The sequence below is a fragment of the Streptomyces sp. NPDC040622 genome (assembly GCF_055593965.1).
In genome coordinates, this window is the sequence record NZ_JBVIXD010000007.1 from 351,388 (window position 1) to 376,950 (window position 25,563).

25 protein-coding genes are annotated in these 25,563 nt (G+C 73.6%); 23 read left to right on the plus strand and 2 right to left on the minus strand.

Features of this window, described 5'->3' with window-relative positions; translation table 11 throughout:
• The first annotated feature begins 2 nt into the window (after positions 1 to 2).
• The 5 genes from ACZ592_RS22145 to mtnB all read left to right on the plus strand — a co-directional run bounded on the left by ACZ592_RS22145 (position 3) and on the right by mtnB (position 4,829).
• The gene (locus ACZ592_RS22145; protein WP_471583296.1) at positions 3 to 1,613 is read left to right on the plus strand and encodes a glycerol-3-phosphate dehydrogenase/oxidase; all 1,611 of its coding nucleotides are present in this window, start codon (positions 3 to 5) and stop codon (positions 1,611 to 1,613) included.
• Positions 1,614 to 1,745: 132 nt separating this feature from the next.
• Entirely contained in the window at positions 1,746 to 2,810 is a 1,065-nt protein-coding gene (locus tag ACZ592_RS22150; protein ID WP_471583297.1) for an LLM class flavin-dependent oxidoreductase, read from the plus strand.
• Positions 2,811 to 2,869: 59 nt separating this feature from the next.
• Positions 2,870 to 3,454, plus strand: coding sequence for a 1,2-dihydroxy-3-keto-5-methylthiopentene dioxygenase (locus ACZ592_RS22155; protein WP_471583298.1), 585 nt, complete (start codon positions 2,870 to 2,872; stop codon positions 3,452 to 3,454).
• On the plus strand, positions 3,451 to 4,218 hold the full coding sequence (gene mtnC, locus ACZ592_RS22160; protein ID WP_471583299.1) for an acireductone synthase: 768 nt from the start codon (positions 3,451 to 3,453) through the stop codon (positions 4,216 to 4,218). The genes ACZ592_RS22155 and mtnC overlap by 4 nt, the downstream gene beginning before the upstream one ends.
• A complete protein-coding gene (gene mtnB, locus ACZ592_RS22165; protein ID WP_471583300.1) occupies positions 4,215 to 4,829 on the plus strand; it encodes a methylthioribulose 1-phosphate dehydratase in 615 nt (204 codons plus the stop codon). Before mtnC ends, mtnB begins: the two co-directional genes overlap by 4 nt.
• Positions 4,830 to 4,964: 135 nt before the next feature.
• Here mtnB and mtnA read toward each other — a convergent pair whose 3' ends face one another.
• Positions 4,965 to 6,020 (minus strand): S-methyl-5-thioribose-1-phosphate isomerase, encoded by a 1,056-nt coding sequence (gene mtnA / locus ACZ592_RS22170; protein ID WP_471583301.1) that lies wholly within the window; start codon positions 6,018 to 6,020, stop codon positions 4,965 to 4,967.
• A gap of 348 nt (positions 6,021 to 6,368) precedes the next feature.
• On the opposite strand from mtnA, the gene ACZ592_RS22175 reads away from it, so the two are divergent.
• From ACZ592_RS22175 to ACZ592_RS22210, 8 genes are all read left to right on the plus strand, one after another.
• Positions 6,369 to 7,433, plus strand: a complete 1,065-nt coding sequence (locus tag ACZ592_RS22175; protein ID WP_471583302.1) for a BMP family ABC transporter substrate-binding protein — start codon at positions 6,369 to 6,371, stop codon at positions 7,431 to 7,433.
• A complete protein-coding gene (locus ACZ592_RS22180; protein ID WP_471583303.1) occupies positions 7,417 to 8,997 on the plus strand; it encodes an ABC transporter ATP-binding protein in 1,581 nt (526 codons plus the stop codon). The genes ACZ592_RS22175 and ACZ592_RS22180 overlap by 17 nt, the downstream gene beginning before the upstream one ends.
• Before the next feature lies 1 nt (position 8,998).
• Positions 8,999 to 10,141, plus strand: a complete 1,143-nt coding sequence (locus ACZ592_RS22185; RefSeq protein ID WP_471583304.1) for an ABC transporter permease — start codon at positions 8,999 to 9,001, stop codon at positions 10,139 to 10,141.
• The gene (locus tag ACZ592_RS22190; RefSeq protein WP_471583305.1) at positions 10,141 to 11,103 is read left to right on the plus strand and encodes an ABC transporter permease; all 963 of its coding nucleotides are present in this window, start codon (positions 10,141 to 10,143) and stop codon (positions 11,101 to 11,103) included. Before ACZ592_RS22185 ends, ACZ592_RS22190 begins: the two co-directional genes overlap by 1 nt.
• The gene (locus tag ACZ592_RS22195) at positions 11,100 to 11,861 is read left to right on the plus strand and encodes a nucleoside phosphorylase (protein ID WP_471583306.1); all 762 of its coding nucleotides are present in this window, start codon (positions 11,100 to 11,102) and stop codon (positions 11,859 to 11,861) included. The genes ACZ592_RS22190 and ACZ592_RS22195 overlap by 4 nt, the downstream gene beginning before the upstream one ends.
• A gap of 63 nt (positions 11,862 to 11,924) precedes the next feature.
• Positions 11,925 to 13,280, plus strand: a complete 1,356-nt coding sequence (locus ACZ592_RS22200; RefSeq protein WP_471583307.1) for an amidohydrolase — start codon at positions 11,925 to 11,927, stop codon at positions 13,278 to 13,280.
• Positions 13,281 to 13,311: 31 nt separating this feature from the next.
• Positions 13,312 to 13,941 (plus strand): sulfite oxidase-like oxidoreductase, encoded by a 630-nt coding sequence (locus tag ACZ592_RS22205; protein WP_471583308.1) that lies wholly within the window; start codon positions 13,312 to 13,314, stop codon positions 13,939 to 13,941.
• Positions 13,934 to 14,704, plus strand: coding sequence for a ferredoxin reductase (locus ACZ592_RS22210; protein WP_471583309.1), 771 nt, complete (start codon positions 13,934 to 13,936; stop codon positions 14,702 to 14,704). The genes ACZ592_RS22205 and ACZ592_RS22210 overlap by 8 nt, the downstream gene beginning before the upstream one ends.
• Before the next feature lie 12 nt (positions 14,705 to 14,716).
• Here the strand turns inward: ACZ592_RS22210 and ACZ592_RS22215 are convergent, their stop codons facing one another.
• Positions 14,717 to 16,177, minus strand: a complete 1,461-nt coding sequence (locus tag ACZ592_RS22215; RefSeq protein ID WP_471583310.1) for an MFS transporter — start codon at positions 16,175 to 16,177, stop codon at positions 14,717 to 14,719.
• Positions 16,178 to 16,445: 268 nt separating this feature from the next.
• On the opposite strand from ACZ592_RS22215, the gene ACZ592_RS22220 reads away from it, so the two are divergent.
• The 10 genes from ACZ592_RS22220 to ACZ592_RS22265 all read left to right on the plus strand — a co-directional run bounded on the left by ACZ592_RS22220 (position 16,446) and on the right by ACZ592_RS22265 (position 25,563).
• The gene (locus ACZ592_RS22220) at positions 16,446 to 17,933 is read left to right on the plus strand and encodes an aldehyde dehydrogenase (protein ID WP_471583311.1); all 1,488 of its coding nucleotides are present in this window, start codon (positions 16,446 to 16,448) and stop codon (positions 17,931 to 17,933) included.
• Positions 17,934 to 17,992: 59 nt separating this feature from the next.
• Positions 17,993 to 18,898, plus strand: coding sequence for a VOC family protein (locus ACZ592_RS22225; RefSeq protein ID WP_471583312.1), 906 nt, complete (start codon positions 17,993 to 17,995; stop codon positions 18,896 to 18,898).
• Positions 18,895 to 19,722, plus strand: a complete 828-nt coding sequence (locus ACZ592_RS22230) for an aspartate dehydrogenase domain-containing protein (RefSeq protein WP_471583313.1) — start codon at positions 18,895 to 18,897, stop codon at positions 19,720 to 19,722. The genes ACZ592_RS22225 and ACZ592_RS22230 overlap by 4 nt, the downstream gene beginning before the upstream one ends.
• 86 nt (positions 19,723 to 19,808) lie before the next feature.
• Positions 19,809 to 20,579 (plus strand): alpha/beta fold hydrolase, encoded by a 771-nt coding sequence (locus ACZ592_RS22235; protein WP_471583314.1) that lies wholly within the window; start codon positions 19,809 to 19,811, stop codon positions 20,577 to 20,579.
• Positions 20,580 to 20,627: 48 nt separating this feature from the next.
• Complete coding sequence (locus ACZ592_RS22240) at positions 20,628 to 21,149, plus strand: cupin domain-containing protein (RefSeq protein ID WP_471583315.1); 522 nt, start codon at positions 20,628 to 20,630, stop codon at positions 21,147 to 21,149.
• Entirely contained in the window at positions 21,142 to 21,894 is a 753-nt protein-coding gene (locus ACZ592_RS22245) for an SDR family oxidoreductase (RefSeq protein ID WP_471583316.1), read from the plus strand. Before ACZ592_RS22240 ends, ACZ592_RS22245 begins: the two co-directional genes overlap by 8 nt.
• A gap of 18 nt (positions 21,895 to 21,912) precedes the next feature.
• Positions 21,913 to 22,698 carry an SDR family oxidoreductase gene (locus ACZ592_RS22250; RefSeq protein WP_471583317.1) on the plus strand — a complete coding sequence of 262 codons (786 nt, stop codon included), beginning with the start codon at positions 21,913 to 21,915 and terminating at the stop codon, positions 22,696 to 22,698.
• 9 nt (positions 22,699 to 22,707) lie between these two features.
• Positions 22,708 to 24,339, plus strand: coding sequence for a thiamine pyrophosphate-binding protein (locus ACZ592_RS22255; protein WP_471583318.1), 1,632 nt, complete (start codon positions 22,708 to 22,710; stop codon positions 24,337 to 24,339).
• A 12-nt stretch (positions 24,340 to 24,351) separates the two neighbouring features.
• The gene (locus ACZ592_RS22260) at positions 24,352 to 25,305 is read left to right on the plus strand and encodes a PDR/VanB family oxidoreductase (protein WP_471583319.1); all 954 of its coding nucleotides are present in this window, start codon (positions 24,352 to 24,354) and stop codon (positions 25,303 to 25,305) included.
• A gap of 33 nt (positions 25,306 to 25,338) precedes the next feature.
• On the plus strand, positions 25,339 to 25,563 hold the full coding sequence (locus ACZ592_RS22265) for a recombinase-like helix-turn-helix domain-containing protein (protein WP_471583320.1): 225 nt from the start codon (positions 25,339 to 25,341) through the stop codon (positions 25,561 to 25,563).

The window sequence follows — 25,563 nt, forward strand, 5'->3', positions numbered from 1 at the left end:
CGATGACCACCCTGCAGAGCGTCCCTGCCCTCGGGACGCATCCGGCTGCCGGTTCCAACCCGAGCCGAGCCGAAACCCGGGAGCAGCTTTCCAAGGCGACGTACGACCTCCTGGTGATCGGCGGCGGAATCCTGGGCATCTCCACTGCCTGGCATGCCGCGCAGTCGGGACTGCGGGTGGCCCTGGTGGACGCCGGTGACTTCGCCGGCGCCACCTCCTCCGCGTCCTCCAAGCTCCTCCACGGCGGTCTGCGCTACCTGCAGACCGGCGCGGTGAAGCTGGTCGCGGAGAACCACTTCGAGCGTCGTGCGGTGTCCCGTCAGGTGGCCCCCCACCTGGCGAACCCGCTCACCTTCTACCTGCCGGTCTACAAGGGCGGGCCGCACGGCGCCGCCAAGCTCGGCGCGGGCGTCTTCGCGTACAGCGCGCTCTCCGCGTTCGGCGACGGCGTCGGCCACCTGCTCTCCCCGGCCAAGGCCGCGCAGGACGTGCCGGAGCTGCGCACGGACAACCTGAAGGCCGTCGCGGTCTACGGCGACGACCAGATGAACGACTCCCGCATGGCCCTGATGACGGTCCGCGCGGCCGTCGAGGCCGGCGCCGCCGTCCTCAACCACTCCGAGGTCACCGGACTGCGCTTCACCAAGGGCCGGGTCACCGGTGCGGAGCTCAAGGACCGCATGACCGGCGACGAGTTCGGCGTCAACGCCCGTCTGGTCCTGAACGCGACCGGCCCCTGGGTCGACCACCTGCGCAAGATGGAGAACCCGGACGCGGCGCCCTCCATCCGCCTCTCCAAGGGCGCGCACCTGGTCCTCAAGCGCACCGCGCCCTGGAAGGCCGCGCTGGCGACCCCGATCGACAAGTACCGCATCACCTTCGCCCTCCCCTGGGAGGACATGCTGCTGCTGGGCACCACGGACGAGGAGTTCGAGGGCGACCCCGCGGACGTGCGCGTCACCGAGCAGGACACCGCCCAGATCCTGGACGAGGCCGCGTTCTCCATCCGCGACCAGCAGCTGTCGCGCGACCTGATCACGTACTCCTTCGCGGGTCTGCGGGTGCTGCCCGGCGGCCCCGGCGACACCTCGAAGGCCAAGCGCGAGACGGTCGTCTCCGAGGGCACCGGCGGCATGCTGTCGGTGGCCGGCGGCAAGTGGACGACGTTCCGCCACATCGGCCGGACCATCATGAAGAAGCTGGAGGCGCTGCCGGGCCACCCGCTCGGCGACGACTACGAGCCGATCTCCTCGCTGCCGAAGAAGCTCCCGCTGCCCGGCATCGCCAACCCGCGCGCCGTCGCCCACCGCCTCCTGGTGGACGGCCCGGCCCCCGGCCCGCGCATGGCGGCCGACACCGCCCAGCACCTGGCGACGCACTACGGCTCGCTCTCCTTCGACATCGCCCGCCTCGCGAACGAGAACCCGGAGCTGGCCGAGCGCGTCCACCCGGACGCCCCGGAGATCTGGGCCCAGGTCGTCTACGCCCGTGACAACGAGTGGGCCGAGACGGCGGACGACGTGCTGCGCCGCCGTACGACGCTGACGATCCGCGGCCTGGCCACGGACGACGTGCGCGGCAAGGTCGAGGACCTGCTGGGCAAGAAGGCCTGACGGCCTTCTTCGTAGCGGACCGGTTCGCACAGCACCGGCACTCGGTAAGGGGCGACCGCCATTGGCGGTCGCCCCTTACTCATGCCATGCCGCTGCCACAGCGCCGCAATGTTCGGCGCGCAGTGTTGAATCATGAAGTTTCAGGTGCTCTCCCTCATCTCCCACTCCCCGCACCCGCTGACCGGTGAACTTCCCTCCCCCGCCGACCGGTTCGAGGAGGTCATCGAGGTCGGCGTCGCCGCCGAACGGCTCGGGTACGACGCGTACGCCGTGGGCGAGCGGCACGCGGGCGCGTTCCTGTCGTCCAGCCCGACGGTCGTGCTCGGCGCCCTGGCCGCCCGCACCTCCCGCATCCGGCTGCTGACCGGCGTGACCGTCGTCGCGATCCTCGACCCCGTGCGGGTCGCCGAGGACTACGCGACCCTGGACCAGCTCTCGCGCGGCCGCGTCGAACTCGTCGTCGGCAAGGGCGCGGAGGCCGGCCACTTCGACCTCTTCGGGCTCGACGAGGCGCGCCAGTGGGACCTGCAGCGCGAGAAGTACGAGCTGCTGCGCCGCCTGTGGGACGAGGAGAACGTCGACTGGCAGGGCGAGTTCAGGCCCCCGCTGAAGAACGTGACGACGGTGCCGCGCCCGTACGCGGGAACCCCGCGCGTGTGGCACGGCTCGGCGACCTCGCTCAACTCCCCCGAACTGGCCGCCAAGCACGGCGATCCGCTCTTCACCGCCAACGCCGTCCAGCCGCGCTCCGCGTACGCCTCGCTCATCGGCCACTACCGCGAGCGGTTCGAGGCGTACGGCCACGACCCGGCCGACGCACACGTGGCGGCGGGCTCCGGCGGGCTGCTCATCGCGGACACCGCCGAGCAGGCCGTCTCCCGCTACAAGGAGCTGTACGAGGCGAAGACCGCGCAGAACTTCCGCCCTCATCTGGAGGGGAAGGCGGGCTACAACACGCCGTTCCGCACCATCGAGGACGCCATCGCGGACGGGCCCCAGCTCATCGGCTCCCCGCAGCAGATCATCGACAAGATCCTCGGCTACCACGAGGTGTACGGACACGATCTGCAGTCGGTCACCGTGGACGGGTTCGGGCTCCCGCGCGCGGAGCAGATCGAGACGCTGCAGCGGTTCGCCGAGGAGATCGCGCCGGTGGTGCGGCGGGCGGCGCCGTCCACGCTGTGGGACACCCTGTGACGCGTCCACGCCGCGGACTACGATCCGAAGAACACCCCTGACCTGCCCTGGAGTGATCCATGACCCTCCTGACGACCTGGCCGGAGACCGGCCCCGAGACCGTCGTGCGCCGCACGTCGGACCCGGTCGAGATCGCCGCCGCGCTCGCGCCGATCGGTGTGCGCTACGAGCAGTGGCCCGTGCGCGAGGACGTGCCGGCCGACGCCGACAGCGACACGGTCTTCGCCGCGTACCGCACGGAGATCGACCTGCTCAACTCCGAAGAGGGCTTCCAGACCGTCGACGTGGTGGCCCTGCACCCCAGCGACGACCCGGCGTGGCCCGACAAGGCGAAGGCGGCCCGGCAGAAGTTCCTCGCGGAGCACACCCACGACGACGATGACGAGGTGCGCTTCTTCGTCGCGGGCGCCGGGATCTTCTACCTCCACGTGGCCGGCGAGGTGCACGCCGTGTACTGCGAGAAGGGCGACCTGCTGGGTGTGCCGCGCGGCACCACGCACTGGTTCGACATGGGGACGTCCCCGGCCTTCACCGCGATCCGCTTCTTCCACGAGGAGGACGGCTGGATCGGCACCTTCACCGGCAGCCCGATCGCGGACCGCTTCCCCGACTTCGACACGATCCACGCGGGGTACGCCGCGTGAGTCCGGGCCCTTCCTCTTCGCCCACCGGTGCGCCCACCGGTGGGCCCGCCGGGTTCGACGTGGACGCCGTGGTGCTCGACATCGAGGGCACCACGTCCGCCACGGGCTTCGTGGTGGACGTGCTGTACCCGTACGCGCGCGAGCGGTTCGGCGAGCTGCTCGCCTCGCGGGGCGGGGAACCCGAGGTGGCGCGGGCCGTCGCACAGGTACGGGCCGAGATCGGCGAGCCGGACGCGGATGCCGGGCGGGTGGAGCAGGTCCTGGGCGAGTGGGTGGACGCCGACCGCAAGGCGACCCCGCTCAAGACGCTCCAGGGCGTCATCTGGGCGGACGGGTTCGCGAGCGGCGCGCTCGTCTCGCACTTCTACCCGGACGTCATCCCGGTCCTGCGGAGCTGGCACGCGGACGGGGTGCGGCTGTACGTCTACTCGTCGGGGTCGGTGGCCGCGCAGCGGGCGTGGTTCGCACACTCCGCCGAGGGCGATCTGCTGGGCCTCGTCAGCGGGTTGTACGACACGGAGAACGCGGGGCCCAAGCAGGACGCCGACTCCTACCGGACGATCGCCAGGTCCACGGGGGCCGCCCCCGGGCGTCTCCTCTTCCTCTCCGACCGGCCCGGCGAGCTCGACGCGGCGCGGGCCGCGGGCTGGCGCGCGGTCGGCGTGCGCCGGGCAGGCGAGCCGTACGCGGACGCCGAGTTCGGCGACCACCCCCGCGTCCCGGCCTTCTCCGACATCACCCTCGCAGCCAGGAGCAGTTCATGACCGAGACCACCGCCGCCGCAGCCCTGGACCTGGAGGAGGCGGGGGCCGTGCTGGCCGCGGAGGCCGCGCGGTTCGCCTCGTTCGGCTGGATGCGGGGCACGTCCGGGAACCTCTCCCTCGTCCTGTCCCGGGAACCGCTCCGGCTCGCCGTGACGGCGAGCGGGCGCGACAAGGGTGAACTGACACCGTCCGACGTGGTGCTGACGGACGGCGAAGGCGCGGCGGCCGGGCCCGGGCGGCCCTCGGCCGAGGCGGCGCTGCACGCGCGCGTGGTGCGGCTCACCGGGGCGGGCGCGGTGGTGCACGTCCACACGGTGGCGTCGGTCGTCATGGGGCAGCGCTCCCCCGGCGGGATCCCCTTCGAGAATTTGGAGATGCTGAAGGGGCTCGGGCATCCGACGCACGAGGTGGCGTTGACGCTGCCGGTGATCGCCAACAGCCAGGACATGGCCGAGCTCGGGGACCGTCTGGAGGCGGCGCTCTCGCCGGGGATGCCGGCGGTGGTGGTCGCCGGGCACGGGATCTATGTGTGGGGGGCGGATTCTCGCGAGGCGCGTCATCGTGCGGAGGTCGTGGAGTGGCTTCTCGAGCTGGCGGTGGCTCGGGGCTGAGGTTCCGCCTCCGGCGGTTCTTTCCCCAGCCCCGCCCCTTCCCGGACCTTCCGGCTCCGCCGGGCGGGGCTCAGCACGTCACCGGCTCTGCCGAGTCCGTCCGCAAACACCGGACGGGCTGAAGGCTGCCGGGAGTCAGGCCGATGCCTCCGGGAGCTCTCCCGCCGCCACCTCGCGTACGCCCCTCTCCGTGACCAGTGCCGTCACCAGGGTGCCGGGGGTGACGTCGAAGGCCGGGTTGTGGCCTCGGGAGGTCGCGGGGGTCGTGCGGATGCCCGCCCACTCCAGGATCTCCTCCTCGCCGCGGAGTTCGATGTGGATCGCGTCGCCGGAGGGGGTGGCGAGGTCCACCGTCGTCGTGGGGGCCGCCACCATGAAGGGGATGCCCGCGTGCGCGCAGGCCAGTGCGACGCCGACCGTGCCGACCTTGTTGGCCGTGTCGCCGTTGGCCGCGATACGGTCCGCGCCGACGATCGCCGCGTCGACCTCGCCCCGCAGGATCGTGCCCGCCGCCGCCCCGTCCGCCTGGACGTAGTGCGGTATGCCCTCCTGGGCGAGTTCCCAGGCCGTCAGGCGGGCGCCCTGGAGCAGCGGCCGCGTCTCGTCGGCGTACACCGTCTCGAGCCGTCCCCTGGCGTGCAGTTCGCGGATGACGCCGAGCGCCGTCCCCCAGCCCGCGGTGGCGAGGGCGCCGGTGTTGCAGTGGGTGAGGATCCGCAGCGGGCGGTCCGAGCCGGGGGCCACCCGCTCCAGGAGCCAGTCGGCTCCGTACGCGCCCATCGCGTGGTTGGCCGCCAGGTCCTCCTGGACGATCGCGTCCGCCTCGGCGAGGACCGCGTCCAGGCCCTTGTCGACGCGGGGGCGCACCCGGTCCACGCACACCATCAGGTTCACCGCGGTGGGCCTCGCCGCACGGATGCGGTCGATCTCGGCGGCCAGGCGGGCGCCGTCCCAGCCCTCGCGGCCCGCCTGGGCCATGGCGAGGGCGACACCGTAGGCGCCGGCCGCGCCGATCGCGGGGGCGCCTCGGACGACGAGGCGGACGATCGCGTCGACCAGGCCGTCGACCGTGGTGACGGCCAGGCGTTCCAGGGTGTGCGGGAGCGCCGTCTGGTCGATGAGGGAGAGGGCCGGGGTGCCGCCCTCCGCGGAAGCCGTCCACGTCACGGCGCGCAGTTCCTGGCTGTTCATGAGCTCAACTCCGGGTGAAATGGGGCGATTTTGGCCATGGGAGGAGGGGTGACGTCACCGTACCTGACGTGCTCGAACCATATTTCGAGACGTTCGTGCGGCTGTCCGAAAGCCGGTGTTACCCTCGCCGCCACCCAGTACAGATCGATCCGATCCACGGTGCGAGGAGGACAGCCATGGCCGCGAAAGCCGACGCGATGTGCTGCCCCGCCGTGTGCTGCGGCCGCCGAATGTGCCGTTGTCGCCGCTGTTCCCGCTGAGCGACACCGTTCGCGCACGTATCGCGCACGTACGACTCTCCTGCTGACCGCCCGGGCCGCCCCGGGCACCTCCACGAAGGCGATTGCCATGTCCCTGCGTACGCGTACGCCCCTGAGACTCACCGCCGCGGCCGTCGGCGCCGTTCTCCTGGCCACCGGCTGCAACGCCGCCGCCAAGAACGGGGATGCGGGCAAGGACGGTGGAGGGAGTGGCAAGGCGTTCACCCTCGTCACCCCCGACCCCGTCGCCCAGAACGAGTTCCTCAAGCTCGCCGTCTCCGGGGTGAAGGCGGCGGCCAAGGCGCACGACGGGTCGCAGAAGGTGTTCCAGAGCAACGACACCGACTCGCGCCAGCAGAACGTGGCCTCGGCCGTGGACTCCGCGCCCGACGTCGTGGCGCTGGTCGGCTTCGAGTTCGCGGACATCGTGGCGCAGCAGGCCGAGGCCCACCCCGACCAACAGTTCCTGCTGGTCGACGCGTGCACGAAGAAGACGTACAAGAACGTCACCTGTGCCGTCTTCCGCGAGCACGAGGCGGTCTTCCTCGCGGGCGCGGAGGCCGGGCTGCTCACCAGGAGCAAGAAGGTGGGAGCCGTCGACGTGCTCGACACCCCGCAGTTCCGGCGGTACAGCGAGCCCTTCGCGGCGGGTGCCGAGAAGGTGCGTCCGGGTGTCAAGGGCCGGACGCTGTTCGTGGGCGGGCAGTCGCCGTTCAACGACGCGGCGCGCGCCAAGGACCAGGCGGCGACGCTCGCCTCGGGCGGCGCCGACCAGGTGATGGCCGCGGCGGCCGCCGGCAACACGGGTGTCTTCCAGGCGGCGAAGGCCGGGCGCGGCAAGGGGTTCCAGGCGTACGGCGTGGACGCCAACCAGTGCCTGACCAGCCCCGGCGACGTCGTCGACAACGTCCTGAAGAAGACGGACGTCGCCGTGGAGAAGGGCATCGGGCAGATCCTCGGCGGCAAGGGCGGCACCACCGTGTCGTACGGCCTCAAGGAGGGCGGCATGTCGCTGACCGGCCTGGAGCCGGGGCTCGCCGACTCCAAGTGCCTGATCGCGAAGCCCGCCCACAAGGACGTGCTGCGGCGCGTCGAGAAGCTGCGCGACGACATCGCCGCCGGAAAGCTGACCGTCGATGACCCCGCCGCCTGAGGACGCCGGAGCCCCCTTCGCCGTCGAACTGCGGGGCATCACCAAGGAGTTCCCCGGCACCCTCGCCAACGACCGGGTGGACCTGAGCGTCCGGCGCGGCGAGATCCACGCCCTGATGGGCGAGAACGGCGCGGGCAAGTCGACGCTGATGTCCGTCCTGTACGGGCTGCAGCGGCCGGACGCGGGGCGGATCCTGCTCGACGGCCGTGAGGTGTCCTTCGCGAGCCCGAGCGAGGCCATCGCCGCGGGGCTCGGCATGGTGCACCAGAGCTTCAAGCTGTTCCCCTCCTTCACGGTCGCCGAGAACGTCGTGTACGCCGCCGAACCGCGCAGGTTCGGTCTCACGGACCGGGCGGAAGCGGTGCGGCAGGTGGCCGCGCTGGCCCGGGAGCACGGGCTCGCCGTCGACCCGACGGCCAAGGTCGGCGACCTGCCGGTGGGGGTGCGCCAGCGCGTGGAGATCCTCAAGCTCCTCCACCGGGGCGCCCGCACGCTCATCCTCGACGAGCCGACCGCCGTGCTGACGCCCGCGGAGGCGGACGCGCTCTTCGGTGTGCTCCGCTCGCTGGCGGACGAGGGCCGCACCGTGCTGCTGGTCACGCACAAGCTGCGCGAGGTCATGGAGGGCAGCGACGCCGTGACCGTGCTGCGCGACGGGCGCGTCGCGGCCCGCATGCGGACCGCCGACACCAGCGCCGACGGCATCGCGGCGGCCATGACGGGGCGCGCGGTGGAGCTGGACCGGGTGCATCCGGCGGGCTCGCCGGGCGGCGCCGTCCTGACCGTCGACCGCCTGTCGGCGGACGGGGTGCGCGAGGTGTCGCTGACCGTCCGCGCCGGGGAGATCGTCGGCGTCGCGGGCGTCGCGGGCAACGGCCAGTCCGAACTCGCCGAGGCCATCGCGGGGTTGCGCCCCGCCAAGGCGGGCCGCGTCACGCTCGCCGGGCAGGACGTCACGGACGCGTCGGCCGCGGGGCGCCGCGCGGCGGGCCTCGCCTACGTCCCCGAGGACCGGGTCGCGGTCGGCACGGCGCCGGCCGCGACGGTCGCCGAAAACCTCGCCATGGGCCACCACCGCGGGCACGGCCTGCTGCGCCCCGGCCGGGTGCGCGAGCACGCGCGCGTCCTGGTGGAACGCTTCGGCATCAAGACGCCGTCGACGGGACACACGGCGGGCTCGCTCTCCGGCGGCAACCTGCAAAAGCTCGTCATCGGACGCGAACTCGCCCACGAAGCACCCCTGTTGATCGTCGAGCAGCCCACCCGCGGCGTGGACATCGGTGCCGTCCAGACGATCCACGACCACCTGATCACCCACCGCGACGCGGGCCACGCGATCCTCCTGGTCTCCGCCGAACTCAGCGAGATCCGCGGCCTGTCGGACCGGGTCCTCGTGATGTACGAGGGCGGGGTCGCGGCCGAGTTCACCCGCGAGGAGGCGGACGAGCGGAGCCTGGGGCTCGCGATGGCGGGCGCGCACCCGGCACGGACCGCCGCGTCCCCCACCCCGGGCCCGGGCGCCGACGCTCCCGTTCCGCATCCGACCGCCAAGGAGGCCTCCTGACATGGCCGTTCAGAGTCTGTCCGCAGGGCGCTCGCCCCTCGGCCGGGTCCTGAGGTCGCCCGCGCTGCACTCCGTCGTCGCCGCCGTGCTCGTAGGAGCGCTCTTCCTGGTCGGGACCGGCGCCGATCCCCTCGGCGCGTACGGCTCCGTCGTCAGCGGCGCGCTCGGGCCCGACGGGATCGGCTCCACGCTGACCACCGGGACCAGCATCCTGGGGCTCGCCGTCGCGCTGGCCGTCCCGATGCGGGCGGGCCTCCTGAACCTGGGCGGCGACGGGCAGTTGGTGCTCGGCGGGATCGCCGCCGCGGCCACCGGCCTGTACGTCCCGCTGCCCGCGCCGCTCGCCGTGGTCGCCGCGCTGCTCGCCGGGATGCTGGCGGGCGCCGGGTACGCCGCGCTCGCCGCGGTGTGCCAGAACCGGTTCGGCGTGCCCCTGCTGGTGAGCAGCCTGCTGCTGAGCTACCCGGCGATGTCCTTCGCCTCCTACCTGGCGCGTTTCCCGCTGAAGGAGGAGGGCTCGAGCCTGCCGCAGACCCGGCGGCTCCCGGCGGGCGTGGAGCTGCCCGCCTTCGGGGCGTCGACGGTCACCGTGGGTCTGGTGCTCGTCGTGCTCGCCGCGGGCGCCTTCGTCTTCGCTGACGCCCGCACCGCCACCGGCTACGAGATCCGCATGACGGGGCTCAACCCGCGCTTCGCGGCGTACGCGGGGGTCGACGGGCCCCGTCTGACGCTGCGGCTGATGGCGCTGTCGGGAGCGGTCGCCGGGCTCGTCGGCGCGATCGGCGTGCTCAGCTTCCCCTACCGCTTCATCGACGGTTCGCTGACCGCCGCCGGGCACACCTGGACCGGTCTGACGGCCGCGCTCCTGGCCGCCGCCGCGCCCGTGGGCACCGCGGTCGCCGCGCTGTTCTTCGCCGCGCTCGACGTCGGCGGGCTCGCCATGGAGCGCTCCACGGAGGTGCCGCGCGAACTGACGCAGGTCCTCCAGGCCGTCGTCATCGTCTTCCTGGCCGCGCGCCTGCAACTCGTGTGGCGTCGCGCCAAGAAGGCCGTACCGGACGCGCCGCCCGTGAGGCCCGGCCCGCCGTCCGCCGAGAAGTCCGTGCACGCCGAGAAGTCCGTCCGCACCGAGGGGGACCTCTGATGCCGCTCGACTCCGCGCTGTTCCACTCGGCGCTCCTGGCCCTCACCCCGATCCTGCTCGCCGCGCTCGGCGGCGCGGTGTGCGAGCGTGCGGGCGTGTTCAACATCGGCCTCGAAGGCATGATGCTCATCGGCTGCTTCAGCGCGGTCGCGGGCAGCTGGTTCACCGGGAGCGCCTGGCTCGGTGTCCTGTTCGCGGCCCTGTCCTCCGCCGCGTACGCGATGATCCTCGCCGTGGGAACCATCAGCCTGCGGGGAGACGCCGTCGTCCTCGGCGTCGCGCTCAACCTCCTCGCGGTCGGTCTGACCGGGTTCCTGCTGCGTACCGTCTTCGGCGTGCAGGGCACCTTCTCGGACCCGGATCTCGCGGGTCTCGGCGGTGTCGACCTGCCGGGACTCGACGCGGTGCCCTTCGTGGGGCCCGTGCTGTCCGGGCACTCCCCGCTCGTCTATCTCTCGTGGGCGGCCGTCGCCGTCGCCGCCGTGTTCCTCGCCCGCCACCCGTGGGGGCTCAGGCTGCGCGGGGTCGGCGAGGCGCCGGACGCCGCCGCGACGCTCGGGGTGAGCCCGGCGAAGTACCAGTACGCCGCCGTCCTCACCGGCGGGCTGCTCTGCGGTCTCGCGGGCGCCCAGCTCGCCCTCGGCAACGTCACGCTGTTCTCGGAGAACATGACGGCGGGGCGCGGCTGGATCGCCGTGGTCGCCGTGATGCTGGGCCGGGCGCTGCCCCTCGGGGTGCTGCTCGCCGGGCTGCTGTTCGGCGTCGCGGAGGCGGTCGGGTTCCGGCTGCAGGGCAACGGCCTGCCGCAGCAGGCGACCGACGCCGCCCCCTACGTGGTGACCCTGGTCGCCCTCTTCCTCTCCACGGCGCGACGCGGGCGCCGCCGCAAGCCCTCGGCCACGCCCGCGTCACCGTCTCCTTCACCGCCTTCGTCCACTCCCCTGGCAGGAGCCTCTTCATGACGTCGCACACCGACGCGCTGCCCATCACCCGTGTCCCCCGCACCGGCCTGCCCCCGCAGGCGGTCGTCGTCGGCGACCCGGGCCGGGCGGCCGCCGTCGCCGACCTCCTGACCGACGCGAAGGAGGTGTCGTACCACCGCGAGTACCGCACCTTCACCGGCACCTGGCAGGGCACGCCGGTCGTCGTCGCCTCGCACGGCGTGGGCGCCCCCGGCGCGATCCTCCTGTTCCAGGAGCTCGCCGAGGCGGGCGTCACCACCTTCCTGCGGCTCGGCACGGCGGGCGCGATCCGTCCCGGCATCCGCGACGGCGACCTGGTCGTCGCGGACGCGGCGGTGCGCGACGACGGCGTGACCCAGCAGCTGATCCCCGCCGAGTACCCGGCGTTCTCGACCCCGGAGGCCGTGTTCGCCCTGCAGCGCGCGGCGCGGGCCGCCGGCGCCCCGTACCACCGCGGTGTGGTGTGGACGCGGGCCGCGTTCCAGCCGGGTTTCCTGCCGCTGCCCGGTGAGGCGTACGCGGCCGCCGGGATCGCCGCGATCGAGATGGAGCTCTCGGCGCTGCTCGTCTTCGCCGCCACGCACGGCCTGACGGCGGGCGGCGCGCTGGTCGTGGACGGCGCGAACGCCGACGACCTGGTCGACGCGGAGGCCACCGGCGGCTACGACCCGCACCGCGACGTGGTCGCCGAAGGGGTCGACCGGGGCGCCCGGATAGCCTTGGACGCCTTGCGTCTGCTGGCCGGCGCCGAGCGCTGAGCACGAGCGCCGGACGAGGGCAGCGCTCAGTAAGAACCGTGGCGACCAGGGAGAACGGAACCGATGCACCCCACTGACCTGCCGGCCCAGGAACGCGGCGGCTCCATAGACCTGCTGGTGCACGGCGGCGACGTGCTGACCGTCGACGCGGCGGGCACCGTCGTGCGGGACGGCGCGGTCGCCGTCCGCGCGGGCCGTGTCGTCGAGGTCGGGCCCGCCGACCGGCTGCGTGCCGCGTACGAGGCGGCCGAGGAGATCGACGCGCGCGGCTGCCTCGTGCTGCCGGGCCTCGTCAACACCCACACCCATCTCGCGATGACGCTGCTGCGCGGCATCGCCGACGACGTCACTCTGCAGGGCTTCCTGGCCCGTGTGATCCCGAGCGAGGCGGAGCTGCTCTCACCCGAGACCGTCGCGGCGGGGATCCGGGGCGCCATCGCCGAGTCCGTGCGCGGCGGGGTCACCACCGCGCTCGACATGTACTGGTTCCACGAGGCGGCCCGGGAGGCGGCGCGCGAGGCCGGGTGGCGGCTGCTGACGGGCCCGACGTTCATGGACGTGCCGGAGCCGCCGGACGGCCGCCCCTACGGCGAGCGGCTCGGCTGGGCGGCGGACGACCTGACGTCCCGGGTGCCGGCGCCGGGCACCCGCCCGGTCCTCTTCGCGCACTCCGCGTACACCCTGGGCCCCGAGCAGCTGACGGCGATCACCGCGCTCGCCCGCGAGCACGGCGCGCTGCTGCACATCCACGCCGCGGAGAACGCGGGCGAGGTCGCGACGGTCACCGAGCAGCACGGCATGCGGCCGGTGGAGCTGCTCGACTCGCTCGGCGTCCTCGGCCCCGACACGCTCCTCGCGCACGCCGTGGACCTCACCGACGCGGAGATCGCGACGCTGGCCCGCACGGGCACGGCCGTCGCGCACTGCCCGGTGTCGAACCTGAAGCTCGGCTGCGGCATCGCCCGCGTCCCCGACCTCCTCGACGCGGGCGTCACGGTGGGCCTCGGCACGGACGGCGCCGTGAGCTCCAACACGCTGGACCTGCTCGGCGCGGTCAAGATCGCGGCGCTGGTGCACAAGGCGGGCGGCGACCCCACGGCGGTCGGCGCCGAGCAGGCCGTACGGATGGCTACCATCGAATCGGCGCGTGCGCTCGGCCTCGGTGACCGGCTCGGTTCGCTGGAGGCGGGCAAGCAGGCGGACCTGATCGTCCTCGACCTGGACCGCCCGCACCTCGCGCCCCGGCACGACCCGTGGTCGACCCTGGCCTACGCGGCGACCGCCGCCGACGTCCGGGACACCGTGGTGGACGGCCGCGTCCTGATGCGCGACCGCACCCTGCTCACCCTCGACGAGCGGGCCGCCCTGCGGGACCTGACCGCCGCGGCGGGCGCCCACCAGGAGACGAGCACGGCATGACCGAGAGCCCCGACACGATCCAGAGCACCTGATGACCCAGAGCACGGACTTCGAACCCACCCGCGGCTTCACCGGCCGCGCCCGCGCCGCCGACCGCGATCCGCGGCTGCCGCCCGGGCAGTACGACGCGGGCGACGGCTGGCCCGTCCTGTCCGCCGAGGTGACCCCCGAGCTGGCCGCCGCCGACTGGACGTTCCGCGTCGACGGCCTCGTCGCGTCCCCGCGGACCTGGACCTGGGACGAGGCACACGCGCTGCCCGCCGCCGAGTACCGGGGCGACATCCACTGCGTGACGAGCTGGTCCAAGTTCGGGGTGCGCTTCGGCGGGGTGAGCCTGGACACGTTCCTGGCCGCGGCGGGGCCGCTCCCCGCGGCGACGCACGTCGTCGCGTACGCGCACACCGGCTACACCTCGAACCTCCCGCTGGCCGACGTGAGCGGCGGCAAGGCGTGGATCGTGTGGGAGTACGGCGACCGGCCGCTGCCCGCCGAGCACGGCGGCCCGGCCCGGCTGATCGTCCCCCACCTGTACTTCTGGAAGAGCGCCAAGTGGGTCGCCGGGCTGCGCCTGACCGACCGCGACGAGCCCGGCTTCTGGGAGCAGAACGGCTACCACCACCGGGGCGACCCGTGGGCCGAGGAGCGCTACGCCGGTGACTGACATCTTCCCCGCCCCGTCCGCCGAACCCGCGGGGTTCGTGCCGCCGACCGCGTTCGCGGTGCCCGGCCGCATCGCGGTGAGCAACCGCTCCGCCGCCGTGTGGCAGCGCGCGACCGTCGTGGACGTCCGCCGCGAGACCCCGGCCGCCTCGACGTTCCGGCTGAAGGTGCCCGACTGGCAGGGGCACCTGCCGGGCCAGCACCTGATGCTGCGGCTGACCGCCGAGGACGGTTACGTCGCCCAGCGGCACTACTCCCTGGCCTCCGCGCCCGACGGCAGCGGCGAGATCGAGCTGACCCTGGACCACGTGCCGGGCGGCGAGGTGTCGGGACACCTGCACACCGTCGCGCGCGTCGGCGACACGGTCGAGGTGCGCGGGCCGCTCTCCGGCTTCTTCGCGTGGCCGGGCGACCGTCCCGCGCTGCTGCTGGGGGCAGGCTCCGGCGTGGTGCCGCTCATGTCGATGATCCGGCACCACCGCCTCGCGGGCCTCGACGTGCCGCTGCGGCTGATCGTCTCGGCGCGCACGCGCGAGGACCTGATCTACGCGAACGAGTACGCCGACGAGACGACCGTCGTCCTGACCCGCTCCGAAGGCCGGCTCGACGCCGCCCGGCTCGCGCCCTTCCTGGGGGCGGGGCAGCCCGAGGGCGGCTGGGAGGCGTACATCTGCGGGTCCAACGGGTTCGCGGAGCACGCCTCGCGGCTGCTGGTGGGCGGCGGCCAGCCGGTGGACAGGATCCGGATCGAGCGCTTCGGCTGACCGGGGGCGGTGTCAGGGGGAGACCTCCTCCAGGCGCCGCCCCGCCGTCTCCTCCGCGCCGAGTCCCGCGACGACGGCGCCCGCCGCGGCCACCGCGCCCAGCACCACGAAGACGCCCGCCACACTGCCGCCGGCGTAGACCGCGCCGACCACGATCGGGCCGAGGATCACGCCGAGCCGGTTCATGGCCCCGCCCACGCTGCTGCCGAGGGCCCGCATGCGGGTCGGGAACAGCTCCGGCGTGTACAGGTACAGACAGATGTTGGAGCCGAAGAAGAAGACCGCGGCCAGTGACGTCCAGGCCAGTACCTCCAGCGGTGTGCGGGCCCCGAGGAAGGCGAGGACGAGCAGCATCGCCGCGGCCCCGCCCAGACAGCCGGTGATGACGCGCCTGCGCCCGGCCCGGTCGACCGTGAGTGCGGCGACGAGACAGCCGAGCAGGCCCGCGCAGGACGTGACGGTGGAGTAGAGGAGCGCGTCGGAGAGGGACAGGTCGTAGCGGTTCTGGTAGATCGTCGGCAGCCAGGACGTGATGCCGTAGTTGACGAAGTAGCCGGCGAACCAGAGGACGCCGATGACCAGGGTGCGGCGGCGGTAGCGGCCGGTGAACAGGCCGCGCAGGCCGGTGGCGGCGGTGTCGGCGGCCGGGATGTCCGGGGCTGGGGTCTCGGGGGATGCGGGGGCTGGAGTGTCGGGGGATGCGGGGCCGGGATCGGCGGGCGGCTTCGGCACCGGCGGCAGCGGCTCCCCCGTGATCCGTTCGACCTCCGCCTCGATGCCGGTCATCACCTCGGCGGCCTCCTGGGTCCTGCCGCGGTCCACCAGCCAGCGCGGGGACTCGGGCACCTTGCGCCGCACGACGATGCAGAGGAGCCCCGGCAGCGCGGCGAGGGCGTACATCCAGCGCCAGCCGAGGACCGGCACCACCCAGGCGGCGACGAGCGCGCCCACGGTGAGCCCGGCGGGGAAGACGAGTTCGTAGAGGAGCACGAAGCGGCCGCGCCGGTGGCTGCGGGTGATCTCGGCGATGAAGGTGGCGGCCACCGGGACCTCGCCGCCGATCGCCAGGCCCTGGACGAAGCGCAGGCCCATGAAGAGGCCGGGCGTGGGGGACGCGGCGAGGGCGAGGTTGGCGACGCTGGAGACGGCGACGCACAGCGCGATGACCTTGACCCGGCCGACGCGGTCGGCGAGGCGCCCGGAGAGCAGGGCGCCGACCAGCATGCCGATCGAGCCGACGGTGAGCAGCAGCGTCGCCTCGGAGGTGCCGAGGTGCCATTCGTGGCGGAGCTCGGGCAGCGCGTAGGCGATGAGGAGCTGGTCGAAGGCCTCGAAGAAGGTGACGGCACCCACGATGAGCCGGACGGTGACGTGCCAGCGGCAGAGGGGGAGCCGTTCGAAACGGGCGGCGATGAGGGCACGCGAGGCCCTCCGGGCGTGATCGGGCGGTGTGTCCGAAGCGTTGAGCGTCATGCAGGTACTCCGCGGCGATGAGGGGGAGCTGGAGCGCGGCCTGGGACCCGGCGCCGGGAACGAGTTAGCGCAAAGTTTTTAAGCGCTTAAGTTGTACCGCCCGTGGACCGGAGGCCGTCAAGGGCCTGAACACGGAAAGAACCTCGGACTGGGTCTTGCGCCCAGAATATTTAAGCCCTTAGATTTCTAGCGCTTACCCAAACGACGGAGTGCCGCCGCTCGCCGCACGTCCCGGTCGACTCCCCCGCCCCGCGAGAAGGGTCCCCTCATGCCCCGAACACCCGCAGACGAAGCGCTCATCGCGGGCGAGTGGCGGCGCGGTGCGGGCGCCGCCACCCGGACCGCCGACCCGGCCACGGGCCGCACGCTCGCCACCGTGCACGCCGTCACCGTGGAGGAGGTCGCCGAGGCGGCGCAGGGTGCGGCCCGCGCCGCCGCCGACCCCCGCTGGCGGGATCTGCTGCCGCACCACCGCGCCCGACTCCTGCACCGCGTCGCCGAGTTGATCGAAGCGGACGCCGAGCACCTGGCCGCGCTGCAGACCGCCGACACGGGCAAGGCGCTCACCGAGACTCGCGCGCTGGTCGCCAGCGCCGCCGCCACGTTCCGCTACACGGCGGCCGCCCTGGAGACCGCAGAGGAGAGCATCACTCCCTCGCGCGGCGCCTACGTCACGATGAGCGTGTACGAGCCGATCGGCGTCGTCGGCGCGGTCAACCCCTGGAACTCGCCCGTCGCCAGCGATGCGCAGAAGCTCGCCCCCGCGCTCGCCGGCGGCAACGCGGTCCTCCTCAAGCCCGCCGAGTGGACCCCGCTGGTCTCCCTCGCGCTGGGCCGCCTGATCAGCCGCGCGCTCGCCGAACTCGATCTCCCCGCCGCCCTGTTGTCGGTCCTTCCCGGGCGCGGCAGCACCGTGGGCGACGCGATCGTGCGGGATCCGCGCGTCGGCAAGGTCACCTTCACCGGGGGTACCGCGACCGGGCGGAGCATCGCGCACGCCGCCGCCGAGAAGCTCATGCCCCTCTCGCTGGAGCTGGGCGGCAAGTCGCCGACGGTCGTCCTCGCCGACGCCGACGTCGAACAGGCCCTGGCTGGGGTGATGTTCGGGGTGTTCTCCTCCAGCGGGCAGTCCTGCGTCGCCGGGTCACGGCTCTTCGTGGCGCGCGAGCTGTACGCGGAGTTCGTCGGCGAACTGGTCGAGCGCGTCCGCGCGTTGCGGGTGGGCCCCGGCACGGACCCCGACACACAGGTGGCGCCGCTCGTCCACCACCGGCACCGGGACGCGGTGGCCGGGTACGTCGACCTCGCGCGGGAGGAGGGCGCCCGGGTGCTGTGCGGCGGCGCGGCGCCCGAGGGCCCGGCGTACGCGGACGGCGCGTACTACCTGCCGACCGTCCTGGACGGCCTGCCGAACTCCTCGCGGACCTGCCAGGAGGAGATCTTCGGCCCGGTCCTCGTCGCGCTGCCCTTCGACGACGAGGACGACCTCGTGGCGCAGGCCAACTCCTCCGTGTACGGCCTGGCCTGCGGCATCTGGACCCGCGACCACCGGGCCGCCTGGCGGATCGCGCGCCGCGTCGACGCGGGGACCGTCTGGATCAACACGTACAAGCAGTTCAGCATCGCCACGCCCTTCGGCGGCACGAAGGACAGCGGCCTCGGCCGGGAGAAGGGCCGCGACGGCATCCGCTCCTACCAGCGCCAGAAGTCCCTGTACTGGGGCACCGCCGAGGCCCCGCTGCCCTGGGCCAGGTGACCCGCCCCGGCCCTGCGCCGACCGACCCGACGCCCGGAGCACCGACCCCCGGAGTACCGATGTCCCATCCCCCGATCGCCCGGCTGCGCGCCCTGCGCTCCGTCGAGCTGCTCACGCCCTCCTTCGCCGAGGCCACCGACTTCTACGAGGACGCCTGGGGCCTGGAGGTCGTCGAGGCCGAGCACAGCGCGAGCTGGCTGCGCGGCACCGGCGAGGAGCACCACGCCCTCCAGCTCACCCGCTCCGAGCGGACCGGCCTCGGCCGCCTGACGTTCGCCGTCGGCACGCCCGCGGAGGTCGACGAGGCCGCCCGGCGCCTGACGGCACGCGGCATCACCCCGCTGTGCGGGCCCGGACCGCTCGACCAGGTGGGCGGCGGCTACGGCCTGCGCTTCGCCGACCACGAGGGCCGCACCGTCGAACTCTCCGCCGACACCTGGGCCGTGGCGCCGCGCGGCCGGGACGGTTCGGTGCCCGTGGGCGTCACCCACGCCGTCCTCAACACCACCGACATCGACGCCTCCGTCGCCTTCTACCGCGACGTGCTGGGCCTGCGGGTCTCCGACTGGTCCGAGCACCAGATGGCGTTCCTGCGCTGCAACGCCGACCACCACTGCGTGGCCTTCAACCAGGCGGAGTGGGTTTCCCTCAACCATGTTGCGTACGAGATGAGTTCGGTCGACCACTTCATGCGGGGTCTCGGGCGGCTACGCCACCACGGGATCGTCCCGCAGTGGGGTCCCGGGCGGCACGGGCCCGGCAACAACACCTTCTCCTACTTCACCGATCCGACCGGGCTCGTGTGCGAGTACACGTCCGAGGTCGCGCAGATCGTCGAGGACCGCTGGATCGCCCGGGTGTGGCGCCGGGTCCCCGAACTGTCCGACCTGTGGGGCACGGCGGGCCCGCCGTCGAAGGAGATCCGCTGTCACATGGCCGGTTCGCCGGAAGGAGCCACCGCATGAACGGCACACGGACGAACGCCACCCGGACGACGGGTACGCGGAAAGTGGGGCTCGTCGGCTGGGGTGCCATCGGACGCGTCGTCGGCACGGCCCTGGCCCGGGGCGAGGTGCCGGGGGCCCAGCTGGCGTGCGTCGTCGACAACCGCCCGCTCGGCGGCGCGGCGCCCGCCCCGCAGGTCTCCTTCGAGGAGGCCCTGGAGCGCTGCGACCTGATCGTGGAGGCGGCGGGCCAGGGTGTCGTACGGGAGTGGGGCGAACGGGTGCTGGCCGCGGGGCCGGATCTGCTCGTGGCCTCGACGGGCGCCCTCACCGACGACGAGCTCGCCGAGCGGCTGCTGGCCGCCGGGCCCGGCCGGGTGTACTTCACGGGCGGCGCGGTCGGCGGTCTCGACCTGCTGCAGGCCGTGCGGTTCCTCGGCCCCCTCGACGAGGTGCGGCTGACCACCACGAAGCTGCCCGGCACCCTGGAACAGCCGTGGATGGGCGAGGAGTTGCTGGCCCGGCTGCGGTCGGCGACCGGACCCGTCGAGGTGATGAGCGGGACCGCGCGCGAGGTCCCGGCGAAGTTTCCCCGCTCGACGAACGTCGCCGCGTCGGTGGCGCTCGCCGTCGGTGACCCCGACGCCGTACGGGTCCGGGTCGTCGCCGACCCCGGCGCGCACCGCACCCGGCATCTCGTCGAGGCGTCCGGGGCGCACGGGTCGTACCGCTTCGAGGTCGCCCACCTGCCGGATCCGGAGAACCCCGCGACCAGCCAGGTCGTGCCCTACGCGGTGCTGCGCTCGCTGGGCGCGCTGGCCGGCAGGACGGGGCAGATCCTGTGAGCGCCCGCCCGGTGAGCACGGATCCTGTGCGCACGGATTCCGTGAGCGCGGATTCCGTGAGCGCGAATCCCGTGAGCGCGAATCCCGTGAGCACCGTCCACGTCGAAGAGGCCGGTGACCGGGGGCCGCTGCTGCTGTGCCTGCACGGCATCGGCTCCTCCTCGGCCGCGTTCGCCCCGCAGCTGACGCACCTGTCCGCGTACGTCCGGGTGGTGGCCTGGGACGCACCCGGGTACGGCAAGTCCCCCGATCCGGCGGGCCCGTTGGACCTGGACGGGTTCGCGGACGCGGCGGCCGACGTGATCCGCTCGTACGGGCCGTCCGCGCACGTCCTCGGCGTCTCCTGGGGCGGCGTCATCGCCCAGCGGCTCGCCCTGCGCCACCCGGACCTGGTCGACTCGCTGATCGTCGCCTCCTCGAACCCGGGGTCAGGCACCGACCCGGAGAAGGCCGCGGGCATGCGGGCGCGCGCCGCCGAGCTGGCCGGGCTCGGGCCCCGCGCCTTCGCCGAGCGGCGCGGTCCCCGCCTCGTCTCCCCCGACGCGCCGCCCGAGCTCGTCGGGCGGGTCGTCGACACCATGGCCGCCGCGGTCCGCCTGCCCGGCTACGCGTACGCGGCCGAGTCGATGGCCTCGGCCGATCTGCGCCCCCACCTGCCCGCGATCACCGCTCCCGCCCTGGTGCTCTGCGGCGACCGGGACCTGGTCACCGGCGTCGAGGGCTCCCAGGCCGTCGCCGGTGCCCTGCACAAGACCGCCTACGTGATCGTCAAGGACGCCGGTCACCTGGCCAACCAGGAACAGCCCGAGCGCTTCGACGCCTGGGTCCTGTCCCACCTGCACATCGTCACCCCCTGAACCACGAACCCACCGCCCCCGGACCCACCACGGACGAAAGGCCCCACCATGCCTCTGACCACCACCGACTACGACAACGGCGGCGACCTCGGCGCGTACACCGACTCCCTCATCGCCACGAAGGACTCGCGCGTCGCCGACTTCGACACGCTCTCCTTCCAGGAGAAGGCGGGCCCGCAGTACCGCCGCGGCCAGATCCGCTACGTCGGGTCCGGCGCCACCGGCAACCACGAGAGCGACAGCCGGATCCTCCCCTCCGGCGGCTTCACCTTCTCCAACATGCTGCTGCCGCCCGGCGCCGAGGGCCCCGCCCACACCCACCACGACGTGGAGGAGGCCTTCTTCGTCCTGGAGGGCGAGGTCCGCGTGGGCGTGCACCGGGGCCCCGACGAGGTCGAGTACCGCACGCTCGGCTACCGCGACATGATCGTCGTGCCGGCCGGGGTGACCCGCTCGCTGAAGAACGAGGGCGACACCGACGCCCTGTTCTGCGTCGTCATCGGCACCCGGAAGCCGCAGGTGCCCTCGTACCCGGAGTACTCGCCGATGCACGGCGTCACCCGTGGCTGACCCGCACGCGGGCGCCCGCACGGTGGTCGTCACCGGGGCGGGCCGCGGCCTGGGTCTCGCCATGGCCCGCCGGGCGGGCGCCGACGGCTTCCGGGTCGTCGTCGCCGAGCTGGACGCGGAACGCGGCGACGGCGCGGCGCGTGAACTGCGCACCGAGGGGCTGGACGCCCACTTCGTGCGCTGCGACGTCGCCGACCCCGCGTCCGTCGACGAACTGGCCTCCTTCGTCGGCGACTTGGGCCCCCTGTACGGCCTGATCAACAACGCGGCGCTCGCCAACGGCGTCGGCGGCAAGGAGTTCCAGGACATCGACCTCGCGGCGTGGGACCGGCTGATGACGGTCAACGCGCGCGGCCCCTGGCTCGTGGCGAAGGCGCTGCACCCGCTGTTCGGCCCCGCGGGGCGGATCGTGAACATCGCGTCCGACGCGGCGCTGCACGGCTCCCCCCGGCTCGCCCACTACATCGCGTCCAAGGGCGCCGTCATCGCCCTCACCCGCGCGATGGCACGGGAGCTCGGCGAGCGCGGCATCACCGTCAACGCGCTCGCTCCCGGCCTCACCGAGTGCGAGGCGACCGAGACGGTGCCCGCCGAGCGGCACGGCCTGTACCGCACGCTCCGGGCGGTCCCCCGCCCCCAGCGACCCGACGACCTGGTCGGCCTCGCCGCCTTCCTCCTCTCCGAGGAATCCCGCTACCTGACCGGACAGGTGATCGCCGTCAACGGCGGCTTCACCATGAACTGAACCCTGGAGACGACAGACATGGATCTGGGCCTCGCCGACCGGACCTACCTGGTCACCGGCGGCAGCTCGGGCGTCGGCCTGGCCACGGTCCGCGCCCTGCTCGACGAGGGCGCGCGCGTCGCCACCTGTGGGCGCGACGCCGGCCGCCTGGCGAAGGCGGCCGCTTCCCTCGGCGGCGGCGACCGGCTGTTGACCGGCGTCTGCGACGTGCGGAACGCCGACGCCGTACGGGAGTTCACACGGCACGCGGCCGACGCGTTCGGCGGTGTGGACGGCCTCGTCAACAACGCCGGGCAGTCCCGCATGAAGCGCCTCGACGACACGACCGAGGACGACTGGCGCGACGAGCTGGAACTGAAGTTCGCGGGCGTCCTCAACCCGCTGCACGCCGCCCGCCCGCACCTGCGCACCTCGGACGCGGCGTCCGTCGTGAACGTCAACGCCGTCCTCGCCAAACAGCCCGAACCCCGCCTCATCACCACCAGCGCGGCCCGCGCGGGCATCCTCAACCTCTCCGCGTCCCTCGCCAGGGAGCTCGCGCCGGACGGCGTCCGCGTCAACTCCGTGTGCCTGGGCCTGATCGACACGGGCCAGTGGACACGCCGGCACGCCGCCGGCGGATCCGGCCTGTCCTACGAGGCCTGGCAGGCGGAGCTCGCCGCCGACCGGGGCGTCGCGCTCGGGCGGCTCGGGCGGGCCGACGAGGTGGCGTACGCGATCCTCGCGCTGCTCTCGCCGCGCGCCTCCTACATCACCGGAACCAGCATCGACGTCTGCGGCGGAGTCGGCCGCGGCATCCTCTGAGGAGCCCTCATGCGTTACGACAACGGAGGCGAACTCCTCGTCGCCGTCCTGCGCGAACTCGGCATCGACACGGTCTTCGGGATCGTCAGCGTGCACAACCTGCCGCTCGTCGAGGCCGTCGACCGCGAGCTGCGCTTCGTGCCCGTGCGCCACGAGGCGACCGCCGTCAACGCCGCCGACGCCCACGGCAGGGCCCGCGGCTCGCTGGGCTGCGCCCTCACCTCGACCGGTACCGGCGCGGGCAACGCCGCGGGCTCCCTCGTGGAGGCGCTCAGCGCGGGCACGTCCGTGCTGCACGTCACCGGACAGGTGGAGAGCCGCTACCTGGGCAGCGGGCGCGGCTTCATCCACGAGACCAAGGACCAGCTGGGCATGCTGAGGGCCGTCTCGGCGTACGCGGCCACCGTGCCGTCCGCCGCCGACGCGGGCCGGATCCTGCGCGAGGCGGCCCGCGCCGCGCTGGCCGCGCCCGGCGGTCCCGCCAGCGTCGAGTGGCCGGTGGACCTCCAGTACGCGGCGCAGACCGACACCGCCCTCGACCTGCCCGCACCGCTCTTCGCCGCCCCGCTGGGCGAGGAACTGGCCGCAGCTGGCGAGCTGTTGGCCTCGGCGCGGCGACCCCTCGTCTGGGCGGGCGGCGGCGCCGCGCGGGCCGGCGCCGAACTCGCCGGGCTCCTCGACGCCACCGGGGCCGGCCTGCTCACCTCCAACTCGGGGCGGGGCGCCGTGCCCGAGGACGACCCGCGCGTCGTCGGGAACTTCGCCACCGCCCCCGCGGCCCGCGCGCTGCTCGCGGACGCCGACGTCCTGCTGAGCGTGGGCACCCACTTCCGGTCCAACGAGACCGCGGACTACAGCCTCGAACTGCCCGCCGCGCACGTGCAGATCGACATCGACCCGGCCGCGCCGGGCCGCGTGTACCCGGCGGCGCACGCCCTGTGCGGCGACGCCGCGCAGGTGCTGCGGGCGCTGCTGCCGTACGCCCGCCGCACCGAGGCCGAGTCCGGCTGGTCGCGGCGCGTCAGCGAGGTGCGCGAGCGGGTGCGGGCCGACCTGCGTGAGGCCATCGGCCCGCAGGCGGCGCTCTGCGACGCGATCCGCGCCGCGCTGCCCCGCGAGGCGGTCGTCGCGCGCGATGTGACCATCCCGTCCAGCAGCTGGGGAAACCGGCTCCTGGAGATGTACGACCCGCGCGACAACGTCTTCCCGCGCGGCGGCGGCATCGGGCAGGGGCTCGGCATGGGCATCGGTGCCGCGCTCGCCAGGCCCGGGGCGCCGGTGGTGGTGATGGCGGGCGACGGCGGGCTCGCGGTGCACCTCGGCGAACTCCTCACCCTCGCGCAGGAGAAGCCGCGCCTGACGCTGATCGTCTTCAACGACGGCGGCTACGGCGTGCTGCGCAACATGCAGGACCACTACGGCGAGCGCCGCTCCGGCGTCGACCTCGTCACGCCCGACTTCGCCCTTCTGGCGCACGCCTGCGGACTGCCGTACCTGCGGATCGCCTCGGCCGACCGGGCCGCCCCCCTCGTCGCCGAGGCCGTCGCGTCGGACGGGCCGACGCTCGTCGAGGTGGACCTGGCGGCGCTCGGCCCGATGAAGAGCCCGTTCACCCCGCCCGTGAAGATCCCCACCGCGTAGGGAGGCCGCACCATGACCGCCGAAGAGACCCGGCTCGACCTGCGGGTGCGCCGGATGACGTGGGAGGCGCGGGGCGTCCTCTCCGTCGAGCTCGCCCATCCGGACGGCAAGCCGCTGCCCGCCTGGGAGCCCGGAGCGCACCTGGACGTGCACCTGGACGGCCAGGTGCGCCAGTACAGCCTGTGCGGGGATCCCCGGTCCCCCGCCTCGTACCGGATCGGTGTCCTCGACGAGCCCGCCTCGCGCGGAGGTTCGCGGTACGTCCACACCCGGCTGCGCCCCGGCCAGCACCTCACCGTCTCCGAGCCGCGCAACCATTTCGCGCTCCAGGAGGCGCCGGGCTACGTGTTCGTGGCGGGCGGCATCGGTATCACCCCGATCCTCGCCATGGCCCGCGAGGCGGACCGGCGCGGGGTGCCCTGGCGGCTCGTGTACGGCGGGCGCAGCCGCGACTCGATGGCGTTCACCGACGAACTGGCCTCGCTCGACGGCGCGTTGACCCTCGTACCGCAGGACGAGCAGGGGCACATCGACCTCGCCGACGCGCTCGGCGGCGGGCCGGGGCTGCCCGAGGGCACGCTCGTGTACTGCTGCGGGCCCGAGCCGCTGCTCGCCGCCGTGGAAGCCGCGTGCCCTGCCGAGCGGCTGCGCGTGGAGCGGTTCGCCGCACCGGCGACCGCACCGGCCGGCGACGACACGGCCTTCGAGGTGGAGTGCCGGCGTTCGGGCGTGACGCTCTCCGTCGGCCCGGACACCTCGGTCCTCGCCGCCGCCGAGGCCGCCGGTCTCGCCGTGGACAGCTCCTGCCGCGACGGGATCTGCGGCTCCTGCGAGACCCGTGTGCTCGACGGCACGCCCGACCACCGCGACTTCCTGCTCAGTGAGGCCGAGCACACCGCGAACGCCTCGATGATGATCTGCGTCTCGCGCTGCGCCTCGGGCCGCCGCCTCGTCCTCGACCTGTGACCACCTTCCCCCCCCCGACCGCCGGAGGCACCCGTGACCACCACCTGGCCGTACCTGGCCGTCCACCAGTCCCGTACGCACGAACCGAGCCCCTACGAGTACAAGCTGGCCGCGACCCTCGAAGAGGTCTTCACCAAGGAGGGGCACGAACTGGCCGATGTCGTAGACGGCCTGAACAGCCGTCAGGTCCACGCGCCCGACGGCGCCCCCTGGACCGAGGAGTCCTTCCGCGCCGAGATGAACCGACTGGGAGCGTGA